Here is a 13430-nt window from a genome sequence, read left to right on the forward strand (position 1 = left end):
TAGTTCTGGGAGAGTAGGTTGACGAACTAGGCGTCCCCCCGACATTTTTATTAAAAAGTCCTTAGAGTAATCTAAGGGCTTTTTTGCGTTTAAGGAGTCTAGTTAGACGGACTAGGCGTTCCCCCCACATTTTTATTAAACCTCAATCTAACATGTTGGTTTTTTTAGGACCTATATACTGATTTAACTCCCAAATTGAGATAGGAATTAAGGACCAAGAGCAATCGATAAGAAGGAAGACCCAAGTGTTTTACGCATATATCTAACCGAAAAAGGAGATACTCCCAAAGAACTATTACACCTAAAATTACATTCAAAAGGCTTCTTTGATGAGATAACTATCAGAGACTTTCCGATTCGTAATTACAAAGTTTTCCTTCTTATTAAGCGTCGTAAATGGAAGGATTTAGAGAGGAATTAGAACGTAGCAAGGAATTGGGAATAGTGGCTAGCGGCACTCGAATGACAACAGAGTTTGCCGTTTTTTTAAAAGAATTCAATAAATACACAGGCCATTGACCTAGAAACCGTGGACAAACTTTTCGGTTTAAATGGGAAGGGAACTACGGTTTAAAAGTGTATCGTTTATTTGGGACTTGACAATGGAAACAACAAGTCTATACAAATATTTTAAATAATGATGCTATAGTATTATGTAAAATAATAAAGGAGAAAAGCTATTCAATCAACCCGAAAAACCTTGGTAACCAAAGTGATATTGCAGGCACATAAGTAATGATTAGAAGTACAAGCGTCATGGCTCCTAAAACAGGCATGAGTTTTTTTATTACTTTGGTAACTGGCACTTTTGCTACACCACTACCAACAAATAGAAGTGTACCAACTGGTGGGGTACAAACGCCAATGCAAAGGTTAAGGACCATCACCATTCCAAACTGAACGGGGTGCATTCCCAAAGCCATAACTACAGGTAAGAAGATAGGAGTAAATATAAGTACAGCAGGTGTCATGTCCATAAAAGTACCTACTAAGAGTAATGTGATATTGATAACTAAAAGTACCAGAAATGGATTTTTGACGGAGTCAATAAGAAAGTCGGTAAACATTTGTGGAATACTTTCAAATGAGAACAACCAGGACATTGCCATGGATGTGCAAATTAAAAACATCACAATAGCTGTTGTTTTCGCACTTTTAAGTAGAATACTTTTAAAGTCTTTTATTTTTAATTCTTTGTTTACAAACCCTAATAGAACCGCATAAACTACCGCGATGGCAGCAGCTTCTGTTGCAGTGAAAATTCCTCCTACAATACCGCCAACCACTATAAAAAGCAATGAAAGACTAAGGATGGAGTTTTTAAAGTCTATGAATAATTGTTTAAAACTAACACGCTCACCCATAGGTAAGCCTTTACGTTTACCATAAAGGTATATCATAAACATTATGACTGCACCTACAAATAAACCAGGAATATAGCCAGCAATAAAAAGGGCCGCTACAGAAGCGGTACCGCCACTGGCCAAAGCAAAAATTATGAAGACATTACTAGGTGGAATTAGCAAACCAGTGGTAGAAGAAGTAATGTTTACCGCAGCACTAAAATCTCGTGGATATCCGTCTTTTGCCATTTTGTCTGTAAGTGTACTTCCAATGGCTGATGCGGCCGCTATCGCCGAACCAGAAATAGCTCCAAAGAGCATAGCTGCAAGTGTGTTTACATAAAGCATTCCACCTGGTAGGCTTCCTATCAATGATTTTGCAAAAGCAATAAGCCTATTAGCAATACCGCCCCTATTCATCACTTCTCCGGCAAGGATAAAAAAGGGAATGGCTAGTAAAGCAAAATTATCAATACCTGTGGTCATGCGTTGGCAGGCCGTGGTAATGGCCGGCATAAATGCTATGTTTAACAGAAGTGTTAGTGTTGTAGAGATTCCAATTGAATACGCTACAGGAACGCCATAGGCTAGTAGTCCAAAAAACGTAAGAAATAATAAAATAATGCTAATAGCTTCAATACTCATAGTTTTGTTTCTTTTCAGTAAACTGTAATGGTGGGTCGTGGTGATTTGTGGAGTTTTACTCTTTAGTTTCTAATATTCTATGAATACAAAAGAATATAATTAGTAAACCACTGATAGGAACAATGGCATACACATAACCTAAAGGCACATGTAATGCTGGTGATGTTTGCCCCAGTTTTAAAGTAATATACACTAGATTTCCTCCACCGATAACCATAACAATTATGGCAAATAATATCATGAAGAGTTGGATGTTTTTCTTTCGTACCAATTGTTTTTTTGGAGGTAACTTAGTAACAAGAAAATCCATGGATAAATGTCCCTCTTTTTGGCCATTTATGTAGGCGGCTCCTAAAACAGCAAGCCATATCAGAGAAAAACGGGCAAATTCTTCCGTAAAAGAGCTTGACTGTCCTATGATATAGCGAGAGGCAACCTGCCAGACTACATCTATAACAAGTAAACCGAAAATTGCGGCTAGCATATTTTCGATAGATTTATTGAGAAAATTATAGGTTTTTTGCATTTTGAATGGTGAAATGTTTTTGATTATTGCTCGTCTGAACCAACAGCTCTTATACGCTCAATCATTTTCTTCTTATTAGGGTCTTGCATTAAGGTTTCCGTAAGTGCAGCTGCTTGATTGGAAAACAGAGTTTTATCAGGATAGATAAATTCAACATTAGCTTCTTTAAGCACTTTCATGTTTTCTTCTACTGTTTCTTTCCAGTATTGTTTTTCTTTAGCAACACTTTCATTCGCAGCTTCTTGTACCCATTTTTTTTCGGTTTCATCTAACGAATCCCAAAAAGTAGAACTCATTACTACTACGTCAGGTATCATACTGTGTTCATCAAATGTATAGTACTTACAGATTTCATAGTGGTTTGAAGTCACAAACGAAGGGATATTGTTTTCTGCTCCATCAACAACTTTTTGTTGGAGTGCTGTATATAACTCTCCGTAGGCCATTGGTGTGGCTGAGCCACCTAAGGTTTTCACCATATCCACTGACATTTTATCGTTCATTACCCTAATCTTCATACCATCCAGGTCTGCTGGTGTTTGAATGGGCTTTTCTTTCGCATAAAAGCTACGACTTCCTGCGTCATAAAAACATAAGCCCCTAAGAAGGTATTCACTTCCGGCAGCTAGCAGTTCTTTTCCTATTTCTCCTTCTAATACATTGAATAAATGTTCGGAGCTTTTGAATAAATATGGTATTCCTAAAACTTCATATTCCGGAGCGAAACTAGACATTGATGCCGCACTCACTTTGGTCATAGCTACACTACCAATTTGTAGTAGTTCTAGTGTTTCACGTTCGCTACCTAACTGGGCATCTGGGAATATCTTTAATTGGAGTTTACCTGCTGATTTTTCGTTCAATGATTCCTGAAAGGCAAGAATTCCTTTATGTACAGGATGCGTAATAGGTAATGAATGAGCAAAGTAAAGTACTTTTTTGTCCTTAATTTCAGAACAAGATGAGGTTCCAATCAGTAAGAGAATTGTTAGGAATGGTAATAATGCAGATCGGCGAAATTTGTATTTCGTCATAAATTTATTCTTAGGTATCATTTCAATAGATGCGAATTTATTCGGAAAGTATGAGCATTGCAAGCCTTATAACAAGCTACTTATTAAAATAGTCAAATAAGTACGCACTGACTATTAGCATAATATCAGAAATAGATTCTTCTGCATCCGTTTGAGTGTAGAAATTCAAAGGAGTATTAGTTTTTCCTTAGCTAAACCTAGTCTTTTTTGTTAAGAAAGAGGTGTAGAATCTGATGAAATTAGCCTATTATAATATCTACGATTGATGATGAGACAATCCCTGAGTGTGGTTTTCTTGATTCCTAATCGTCCTATTTTTTTGCACTAAAGTTTTTCCAAGAATTTAATAATGGCTCCCAATTTCAGTGCTTGAGTCCTTCAAACTTCTTCTAGAGCTTTCTGGTCTATGTTTTAAATGTGTTTTCTAAAAAGTGTACCTAGGGTCTTGTATGTAAGAGATGCGATACATCTGTGTAATTTCTATACTTAAAAAACCAAACTCATCTATTACCTTACCTTTTAATCTATAAATCCCTTGTCCACGGAAAGGGTATTTTGCTGCTACCGGCGGAAAGTGTACCGTGTCTATCCACTGACCATCTTTGTCTAGAAAGGTGCCAAAAAACATATTTTGTCCATTGGCTGTTGTTGTTCTTTTACGGGTGACTAAGTAACCATAAAGTGTCATTTCTGTATTTAGAAATGATTCCATGTGAGTGGCTAAATTGTCATTTGATGTTTTTTCAGCTAAAAGGAATGGATTACAAAGTGGATATCCTAATATTTCCATTTGGTCAAAGACGTCTTCTAGTTCGGTAGAGCTTAATTTAGGTATGGTAATTTCTTTTGGTTTGAGTTTGAACAATTGGTTTTGAGGCCTTCTTTGAGGTTCTTTGTTTAGCTTGTATAAAGCTTTCCACAGTAGTTCTCTCCTATTTATTCCTGTGAAATTGAACGCTCCAATTCTTAGTAGTATTTCTATTTGTTCTGTTCCTGTTTCTATTCGCTCTAAGAAATCCTCTAGGCTTTTGTAAGAACCATTTTTCTTCCTTTCTGAGAGTATGTTCTCAATGAAATTTGTGTCTAAATTGTGTAAAAAACCTAGACCAAGGAATATATGATTCCCTTTAATATGTGTTTGTTTCTGGCTTTGGTTTATATCAGGACTATGAATATGGGCTCCATGAAGCCTAGCTTCGTGCACATAGGTTTCAATTCTATAAAAACCTCCGCCATTATTAAGTACTGCCACCATGTATTCTAACGGATAATATGTTTTAAGGAAAAGGCTTTGATAACTTTCTACAGCATAAGAGGCTGAGTGCCCTTTGGCAAAGGCGTAACCAGCAAAACTCTCTGTTTGATGCCATACTTCTTTTATGGTGTCTTGAGGAATACCCTTTTCTCTACAGTTATTTATAAATTTCTTTTTGACTTTGACAAATTCATCTCTTGAGCGAAACTTCCCACTCATACCGCGTCTTAGTTGGTCAGCTTCTCCTAAATCAAGGCCGGCAAAATAGTGTGCTACCTTAATTACGTCTTCTTGATATACCATAATGCCATAAGTTTCTGGCATTATTTCTAACATAACAGGGTGGGCTAGTTTGATTCTTTCTGGGTCACGATGGCGTAATATATATTCTCTCATCATGCCACTTTTAGCAACGCCAGGACGAATGATAGAACTGGCGGCTACTAGCCCAAGATAAGTATTGACTCCTAACTTTTTTAAAAGCATTCGCATCGCTGGTGATTCCACATAGAAACAGCCAATGCATTTAGCTTCACTAATGTTTTTGTTAATCTTAGGGTCATGCATAAAGCGTTTTACGTCATGAATGTCTATGGCGGCTAGTTCGGGACGATTATCTTTAATAATGGAAAGAGTATCTTTTATTTTTCCTAGGCCTCGTTGACCTAGAATGTCATATTTAAAAAGTCCAACATCTTCAGCAATTTCCATATCAAACTGTACGGTGGGGAAGCCTTTTGGAGGAAGATTAGTAGCAGAAAAGTAGTGGATTGGTTTCTCTGAGATTATTATACCACTAGAATGGACGCTAAGGTGATTTGGAATACCGATTAGTAATTGAGAATATTTTACTACGAGTAATTGAAGTTCGTCAAGTTTATCAATCTCAAACTTGCCATCGCTTAGTATATCGAGTTCTGGTTTGGGTAGACCAAAGACTTTTCCTAATTCTCTTACTGCTCCGCTGTGTTGAAAGCAATTGTAGGTGGCTAATAGAGCTACTTGGTTATTTCCTTTAAAGTATTCAAAAATGAAGTTTGTGACATCATTTCTATCTTTTGAAGAAAAATCTATATCAAAGTCGGGTGGATTGGCTCGATAAAGATTCATAAAGCGTTCAAAATATAGATCTAGCTCTATGGGATCAACATCGGTAATGCCAAGGAGATAAGCTACTATACTATTGGCTCCGCTACCTCTACCTACGTGATAGTATCCCCTACTTTTTGCGTAGCGTATGATTTTCCAGTTGGATAGGAAAAAGGCTACGTAATCCATCTCTTTTATAGTTTTTAGCTCTTTCTCTACTCTGTTTTTGATGATTGGCGTTATTACATCATATCTTTTTTTTAATCCTTTCTGACATAAGAATTCAAGGAATTTATTATCACTGTCTCGATTGCCTAGAAAGCTTAGTAAGTTTTGATGTTTTCTGCTTGAACTAAAATCGAAATGAATGTTACACTTACTTAAAAGAGTTTTGGTGTTTTCTAAAATATCAGGATACTGTTCTTCAATTTTGTTTAATTCTTCTTGACTTAAGAAGCTGTCGGAAGGAAGGCCCTCTTCTGTTTTTGGAAGTTTACTGAGAAGAATATTGTTATCAATAGCTCGTAAAAGGCGATGTATATTAAAATCTCTTTTGTTTCTAAATGTTATTGGATGAAATAGGACCATCTTCTCTTGGTATTGGAAATATGGAGAGCGGTGTAAATATGGAAGGTCGTTTGGCCCTACACCTATATATTCATTTTTCTGAAAACTGACTTTTTCTAGAGCTATTACTTGAGATAATGGATAGATAATTTTGGCTGATATGAATTGTGGAGCTTCTTCAGGAATGGATGATTTAGAATGTGTATAGTATGATAGATAGCTATTGAGTTCTTGGAAGCCTTTATTGTTTTCGGCTAAGGCTACAAACAGCTGTTTAGCTCCATTTCTAAAGTCGATACCGATAACGGGTTTGATGTTAAATTCTGCCGCTTGTCTTACAAAAGACATGCAGGCGGAAGTGTTATTGATGTCTGTTAAGGCTAGTACATTTTGTCTGTGTTTTTGACCAAGCTCTAATAATTCTTTTTCAGAGAAAGTACCATAGCGGAGACTAAAATAGGAATGGCAGTTTAAATACATGGTTTAAGCGGTTCTATGTGCTAAAACAGTAGGGGGTTCGCCATTAAAAGGATTAGCTATTCCGCCAATAGAACGTGCTCCGAAAGTAGAAGCTCGCATAACACTTCTAGCTCCATAACGGTCTCTGATTTTATCCATGCCAGCATATAGATTGGCTGTTTTTCTGGCATCTTCAAAAATGCTTAACTGATAACTTCCACTGGTGATGTCGCTGTACTTAACACCAACAAGACGAACAAGGAGCCTTTTGTTATATAGACTTTCAAAAAGCTCCATTACTTTTGGAATCATAATATGGTCGGCAGAAGAATAGGCTATTCTACATTGCTTAGAATAGGTGTTGAAATCTGAATACCGGATTTTGACAGAAATACAGCCTGCTATTTTTCCGCCGGAGCGTAATTGATAAGTAAGCTGCTCTGCCATAGCTTCAATAGTTGTTTTAAGCTTAGATATGTCGGTAGTGTCTTTGCCGAACGTTCGCTCATTTGAGATTGATTTTCTCTCGTGGTATTCTACCACAGGACTGTTATCTAAAGCATTGGCTTTTTGCCAAAGAGAAAGACCGTTTTTACCCAGAACGGAGCTTATTACATCCATAGGTAATTCTTGTACATTTTTTACAATCTTAACTCCCAGGTTACAGAGGGTGTGAAATGTATTTTCGCCTACCATTGGTATTTTCCTAACAGAAAGAGGGGCTAGAAAACCTTTCTCGGTACCTGGCTGAATCCTTAGTTTATTATTAGGTTTGATTTCGTTGGTCGCTACTTTTGATACGGTTTTGTTTATTGACATACCTAGGGAGATGGGTAAGCCGGTTTCATTGATGATAGTATTTCTTAACTCAGATGCGTATTGGAAACAACCGTAATGTTTGTCCATGCCTGTTAAATCTGCATAAAATTCATCGACACTCGCTTTTTCTAAGACGGGAACGCGTTCTTTTAATATTTCTGTGACCATTCTAGAGTAGTCAGAATAAACGGATGCATTACCTTTAATAATGATGGCTTCTGGGCAGTAAAGGCGAGCCACTTTCATAGACATTCCTGAATGGACATTGAATTTTCTGGCTTCATAGCTTGCAGCAGAAACTACTCCTCTGTCTCCTGTACCGCCCACTAAAATGGGCAAATCATTAAGCCGGCTATCTAGTTTGCGTTCCACAGACACAAAAAAGGTATCTAGATCCATGTGTAGGATTGTTCTTTGCATTATTGTTATTGATTCGACCGCAGGTCACGGTTATAATCAAAGATAATGGGAAGTTAAATCTGGCTACAAATATTTGCTTTTATTGCTAAATATATTAGAGTTTGATTATTGTTAGTCCTGAAACGCAGCCAGCATAAATCAGCTAATGCTTAGGCTCAGTACGGCATCTTCCATCAGGAAGCCATTGCCAATGTCTATATTTTCATTTTTCACGAACTCAAAGCCCTGTTTAAGATAGAACTCATATGCCTTGTTGAACTTGTTGACATTTAGTGTAATGTCTGTTTGAAAATTTTCAATAGCTACCTTTTTTGCATGGCCAATTAATTGTTTTCCATAGCCTTTGCCCTGCGTAGTGGGTAGAAGATAGATTTTATGGATTTTGGTTTCTGACTTGTTTTTTGAATTGATTTCATAACTAAGGTAACCCACATCTATGTCAGCTTCAGAGGCGATAATAAAAACATGATTTAGTTCTGTTAACTGTTTCTCTAAAGAAGTCAGTGAATACATCATGTCTAACATATATTCTATTTGCTCTTGTGACAGGATTTGGCCGAAGGTAGCTGGCCAAATTTCCTTGGCTAAGGATTGGATAATTGGAAGCTCATTAATAGTGGCTTTGCGAAGTGAAATCATGCTGTAAAACTAAGAAAGCCAAACCAGAGTTTTTGTTCGCTGATTTGGCTTTTATATAGAAAATATGATGATAAATTATAGTTTGACTTTGGTCATTTTTGGTGCTAAGAAGTGCATACAGAGCCATGCTACCAAATAGGCCAGTCCACAGATAATAAAGATGATATTATAACCAGCTCCAATGTTGCCAGCTAATTCAAATTTATCAAGTATAAAACCTACTAACCAAGGAAACAAAACACCACCGATAGAACCAGCTAAGCCACCAATTCCTACTACAGAACTTACGGCTTTTTTAGGGAACATATCTGAAGCAGTGGTAAACATATTAGCACTCCATGCTTGATGTGCCGCACAGGCAATACTAATTAATGTAACTGCCCACCAGATACTTGGAGCGTATTTGGCAGCCATAATAGGCATTACGGCAAAGGCAACTAGGAGCATGGTTGCTTTTCTGGCTTTATATATTGGCCAGCCTTTCTTTATGAAATAGCCTGATAAATAACCACCACCAACAGACCCTATGGTAGCTATTACATATAAAACCGCGATATGGATAGAAGGTTTTTTTAAATCTAGGTCAAAAATGTCTGAGAAATAAGAAGGTATCCAGAATAAGAAAAACCACCAAATAGGGTCAGAGAAAAACTTGCCCAATATATAAGCCCAAGTTTGCCTTAAGCTAAATAGTTTGGCCCAGCTAACTCCTTCATCCGATTCTCCAGTATCATCTGATTCAACATCACTGTTTATATAAGCTAACTCTTCTTGACTAATACCTTTCTTCCTTTCCGGTCTTTCGTACATGATCCACCAGAAGACGAGCCACACAAAACCAACTGCACCTGTTAAAATAAAGGCCATTTCCCAGCCATAGACACCCAAAATCCAAGGAACACAAAGTGGGGCTACAACTGCCCCTATATTTGTTCCGGCATTGAATATTCCAGTAGCAAGAGCTCTATCTTTTTTAGGAAACCACTCTGCCACAGTTTTAATGGAGGCGGGAAAATTACCAGCTTCTCCAGCTCCTAAAATAACCCTCCAAAATGCAAAGCCGAATGTTGAGCTTGCTAGAGCATGTCCCATAGCTGCAATAGACCAAATAGAAATGGAAACGGCTAGGCCAATCTTAGTGCCTATCTTATCAATAATACGCCCGAATACTAAATAACCTAAGGCATAAGCGGCAGTAAAAGCCATTACTATATAGCTGTAGTCTTTTTCGGACCAACTGAAAGTTCTTTCTAAGGTAGGTTTAAGCAGTCCAATAACTTGCCTGTCGAGATAGTTAATAGTGGTGGCAGTGAATAAAAGTATCACCACGGTCCACCTAAATATTTTAGGCTTGCTGTTCATTATAGGGTCGATTAAGCGGTTGAATGCTTTATTAGAAATGAAATAGAATTAAAGGGGGAATATGATTATCCCCCCTTTTTTTGATTAACGAAGTGTTTTTATCAAAGCTAAAGCATCTTTTACTTTAGTTTTTAAACCTTCAAAATCTTTGTTATTTAGTATTTCTTTTGAAATAAGCTGAGAACCCATTCCAACGCAAGTTACACCTGCATCAAACCAACCTTTAAGGTTAGCTTCGTCTGGAGAAACACCGCCTGTAGGCATAATGCTAGTCCATGGCTGAGGTCCTTTAATTCCTTTTACGAATTTAGGTCCATATAAGTCACCAGGGAATAGTTTTACAATTTCGCAGCCTAGTTCTTCTGCTCTGCAAATCTCTGTTAGACTACCGCAACCAGGAGACCAAAGTACTTTGCGACGGTTACAAACCATGGCAATGTCTTCTCTAAGCACTGGCGTAACTATGAAGTTAGCTCCAAGTGCCATGTATAAAGAAGCCGATGCGGCATCTGTAACAGAGCCTACACCTAAAATCATACCTGGAAGTTCCTTTAGGGCGTATTTGTTCAATTCGCCAAATACTTCATGAGCGAAATCTCCTCTTGAAGTAAATTCCATCAATCTAGAACCTCCGTCATAACAAGCTTTTAAAACGTCTTTGCAAAGCTCAATGTCAGAATGGAAAAATAAGGGAACCATCCCATTATCTTTCATTACTGCTGCTACTTCTAATCTTGTATATTTTGCCATCTTATTTTTATAATTTATCTAGCTACACGACCCGATGCGTCGCCACTCATTAATTTTTCTACTTCTGGTACTGTTACCAAGTTGGCGTCTCCTTTGATAGTATGCTTAAGACAAGATGCCGCTACCGCAAAATTCAATGCGTTTTGGTCGTCTTCTGGGTATTTTAACAAACCATAAATTAAACCTCCCATAAATGAATCTCCACCACCTACACGATCCACAATGTCAGTGATTTGATACTGAGGCGATTCAAACATGTTTTTGCCATCATACATAACTCCAGCCCATGTATTATGGGATGCTGATATAGAACCTCTAAGCGTGGTAATTACTTTTTTCGCTTTAGGGAATTTTTCCATCATTTGCTTACAAACAGAAAGGAAAGCTGTAGCAGTAACATCGTGCCCCTGGGTAGTGATATCAAGACCTTCTGGCTTAATTCCGAAGTGCTTTTCTGCATCTTCTTCGTTTCCAAGAATAATGTCGCAATGCGATGTTAGCTCAGTCATGATAGCTTCTCTGTCTCCACCATAATTCCAAAGTTTAGCTCTGTAGTTAAGGTCTGTAGAGATAGTAATACCTTTAGCACTTGCAGCTTTTACGGCTTCTAAACAAGCGTCGGCAGCACTTTGAGAAATAGCAGGAGTAATACCTGTCCAGTGAAACCACTCTACTCCGTCAAAAACTTTATCCCAATCAACCATTCCTGGCTCAATCTCACTTACAGAAGAACCGGCTCTATCATAAACCACTTTACTTCCTCTTGAAACAGCTCCAGTTTCTAAGAAGTAGATTCCTAATCTATCTCCACCAAAAACTATGTTGTCAGTGTTGACACCACGTTTTCTCATTTCCATAAGAGCACACTCACCAATATCGTTTTTAGGTAAACGTGTTACAAAACTTACAGGAACTCCGTAATTAGCCAATGATACAGCCACGTTAGACTCACCACCACCATAAACCACATCAAAGCTGTTTGCTTGAGAAAATCTTAAAAAACCAGGAGGTGAAAGACGTAACATGATTTCACCGAAAGTGACTACTTTTTTCATTTTGTTATATTTTGACTTACTAAATGTCTTTTATTTTTTAAAAATTAAGAACGCTAAAGTTCCGATGTTTTTGACTTAAAACCCAAAGTATTCTTTGGTGTTATTATAACAGATGTCTTGAATGATTTTACCGGTCCAAGGAATATCGTTTGGAAGTTCACCATTTTCAATGTCCTTACCAAAAAGGTTACACAAAATTCTTCTGAAGTATTCGTGTCTTGGAAAAGAAAGGAAACTTCTAGAATCTGTTAGCATACCAATAAACTTACTAATCAATCCCATGTTAGATAAGATATTCATTTGATCAATCATGGCATCTTTTTGATCTAAAAACCACCACCCTGAGCCAAATTGAACTTTACCAGCTACTGAGCCATCGTTAAAGTTACCAATCATGGTGGCTATCATGGCATTGTCAGCAGGGTTAAGGTTATATAAAACCGTTTTGGCCAATTGGTTAGTATTGTCCAACTTATTTAAATAGCGTGAAATAGCTGCAGCTTGTGGCCAGTCTCCCATACTATCCCAACCTGTATCTGGTCCTAACTCTCTTAAACCTCTTTCATTGTTGTTTCTTAAGGCACCTAAGTGAAACTGCTGTACCCATCCTAAATCAGAATACATCACCCCTAAATAATGGAGAATGGCAGATTTAAATTCTAATGCTTCAGCTTCAGAAACGGTTTTACCGTTAAGAGCTTTTTTGAGAACCTTGTCGGCTCCTTCTTCTGTGAAGTCGGCAGAATAAATTTGCTCAAGGCCATGGTCAGAGATTCTACAACCGTTCTTCTTAAAGAAATCGGCTCTACTTCTTAAGGCTTTTTGAAGCCCATCAAGGTCTGAAATAGGAGCATTTACGATAGCACCTAGTCTTTCTATAAAAGAAGCGAAACCATCGTTTTCAATAAGAATGAACTTATCTGGTCTGAAAGCTGGGTACATATTTACACCAGAGTTGTCATATGCAATATGATGCTCTAGGGTATCAAGTGGGTCGTCTGTGGTACAAACCGTCTCAACTTTCATTTTACTTAATAGCCCTTGAACAGAGTATTCTTTAGTTTGTAATTTGGCAGAGGTGTCAGCATAAATGCTCTTTGCAGAGTCTCCATTTAAAATATCATGAATACCGAAGTACCTCTGTAGCTCTAAATGAGTCCAGTGATAAAGTGGGTTTCTTAAGGTGTAAGGAACTGTTTCTGCCCATTTTTGAAATTTTTCTTCGTCGGTCTTATTTCCAGTACAGTAGGCTTCATTTATGCCGTTTGAACGCATGGCTCTCCATTTGTAATGGTCTCCAGCTAGCCAAGCATGACTTATGTTATTGAAATTTATATCGTTCAATATTTGGTCAGGGGGCAAATGATTATGGTAATCTATAATGGGCATGTTTTTAGCATACTCATGATAAAGTTTCTCTGCAGTTTTTGTTTGAAGCAGGAAATTGTCGTCTAAGAAATTTTTCAT

The 13430-nt window shown here is 37.5% G+C and carries 11 protein-coding genes; 1 reads left to right on the forward strand and 10 read right to left on the reverse strand.

Annotated features, from left to right (window positions below; translation table 11 throughout):
* The first annotated feature begins 396 nt into the window (after positions 1–396).
* Positions 397–519, forward strand: a complete 123-nt coding sequence (locus AADJ06_RS19025; protein ID WP_341228080.1) for a hypothetical protein — start codon at positions 397–399, stop codon at positions 517–519.
* Between the two features lie 158 nt (positions 520–677).
* On the opposite strand, the gene AADJ06_RS19030 is transcribed toward AADJ06_RS19025, so the two are convergent.
* The 10 genes from AADJ06_RS19030 to uxaC all read right to left on the reverse strand — a co-directional run bounded on the left by AADJ06_RS19030 (position 678) and on the right by uxaC (position 13430).
* Complete coding sequence (locus tag AADJ06_RS19030) at positions 678–1982, reverse strand: TRAP transporter large permease (RefSeq protein WP_341228288.1); 1305 nt, start codon at positions 1980–1982, stop codon at positions 678–680.
* 61 nt (positions 1983–2043) lie between these two features.
* Positions 2044–2514 carry a TRAP transporter small permease gene (locus AADJ06_RS19035; protein ID WP_341228081.1) on the reverse strand — a complete coding sequence of 157 codons (471 nt, stop codon included), beginning with the start codon at positions 2512–2514 and terminating at the stop codon, positions 2044–2046.
* A gap of 23 nt (positions 2515–2537) precedes the next feature.
* Positions 2538–3548, reverse strand: coding sequence for a TRAP transporter substrate-binding protein (locus AADJ06_RS19040; RefSeq protein ID WP_341228082.1), 1011 nt, complete (start codon positions 3546–3548; stop codon positions 2538–2540).
* Positions 3549–3972: 424 nt separating this feature from the next.
* Positions 3973–6939: a DNA polymerase III subunit alpha gene (dnaE, locus tag AADJ06_RS19045; RefSeq protein ID WP_341228083.1), complete on the reverse strand. Its 2967-nt coding sequence runs from the start codon at positions 6937–6939 to the stop codon at positions 3973–3975.
* Between the two features lie 3 nt (positions 6940–6942).
* Positions 6943–8157, reverse strand: a complete 1215-nt coding sequence (dinB, locus tag AADJ06_RS19050) for a DNA polymerase IV (RefSeq protein ID WP_341228084.1) — start codon at positions 8155–8157, stop codon at positions 6943–6945.
* 138 nt (positions 8158–8295) lie between these two features.
* Positions 8296–8796, reverse strand: a complete 501-nt coding sequence (locus AADJ06_RS19055; protein ID WP_341228085.1) for a GNAT family N-acetyltransferase — start codon at positions 8794–8796, stop codon at positions 8296–8298.
* 75 nt (positions 8797–8871) lie between these two features.
* Complete coding sequence (locus AADJ06_RS19060) at positions 8872–10158, reverse strand: MFS transporter (RefSeq protein ID WP_341228086.1); 1287 nt, start codon at positions 10156–10158, stop codon at positions 8872–8874.
* An 84-nt stretch (positions 10159–10242) separates the two neighbouring features.
* Positions 10243–10908 (reverse strand): bifunctional 4-hydroxy-2-oxoglutarate aldolase/2-dehydro-3-deoxy-phosphogluconate aldolase, encoded by a 666-nt coding sequence (locus tag AADJ06_RS19065; RefSeq protein ID WP_341228087.1) that lies wholly within the window; start codon positions 10906–10908, stop codon positions 10243–10245.
* Between the two features lie 14 nt (positions 10909–10922).
* Positions 10923–11963: a sugar kinase gene (locus AADJ06_RS19070; protein ID WP_341228088.1), complete on the reverse strand. Its 1041-nt coding sequence runs from the start codon at positions 11961–11963 to the stop codon at positions 10923–10925.
* Between the two features lie 75 nt (positions 11964–12038).
* Positions 12039–13430, reverse strand: coding sequence for a glucuronate isomerase (gene uxaC, locus AADJ06_RS19075; protein WP_341228089.1), 1392 nt, complete (start codon positions 13428–13430; stop codon positions 12039–12041).

The organism is uncultured Arcticibacterium sp. (genome assembly GCF_964021845.1).
Taxonomy (GTDB): domain Bacteria; phylum Bacteroidota; class Bacteroidia; order Cytophagales; family Spirosomataceae; genus Arcticibacterium.

What these genes read in the sequence shown, in the direction of transcription:
- AADJ06_RS19055 (WP_341228085.1), bottom strand. Translation starts at nt 8,796, where the DNA reads ATGATTTCACTTCGCAAAGCCACTATTAATGAGCTTCCAATTATCCAA.
- AADJ06_RS19040 (WP_341228082.1), bottom strand. Translation starts at nt 3,548, where the DNA reads ATGACGAAATACAAATTTCGCCGATCTGCATTATTACCATTCCTAACA.
- AADJ06_RS19065 (WP_341228087.1), bottom strand. Translation starts at nt 10,908, where the DNA reads ATGGCAAAATATACAAGATTAGAAGTAGCAGCAGTAATGAAAGATAAT.
- AADJ06_RS19060 (WP_341228086.1), bottom strand. Translation starts at nt 10,158, where the DNA reads ATGAACAGCAAGCCTAAAATATTTAGGTGGACCGTGGTGATACTTTTA.
- AADJ06_RS19025 (WP_341228080.1), top strand. Translation starts at nt 397, where the DNA reads ATGGAAGGATTTAGAGAGGAATTAGAACGTAGCAAGGAATTGGGAATA.
- AADJ06_RS19035 (WP_341228081.1), bottom strand. Translation starts at nt 2,514, where the DNA reads ATGCAAAAAACCTATAATTTTCTCAATAAATCTATCGAAAATATGCTA.
- uxaC (WP_341228089.1), bottom strand. Translation starts at nt 13,430, where the DNA reads ATGAAAAATTTCTTAGACGACAATTTCCTGCTTCAAACAAAAACTGCA.
- dnaE (WP_341228083.1), bottom strand. Translation starts at nt 6,939, where the DNA reads ATGTATTTAAACTGCCATTCCTATTTTAGTCTCCGCTATGGTACTTTC.
- AADJ06_RS19070 (WP_341228088.1), bottom strand. Translation starts at nt 11,963, where the DNA reads ATGAAAAAAGTAGTCACTTTCGGTGAAATCATGTTACGTCTTTCACCT.
- dinB (WP_341228084.1), bottom strand. Translation starts at nt 8,157, where the DNA reads ATGCAAAGAACAATCCTACACATGGATCTAGATACCTTTTTTGTGTCT.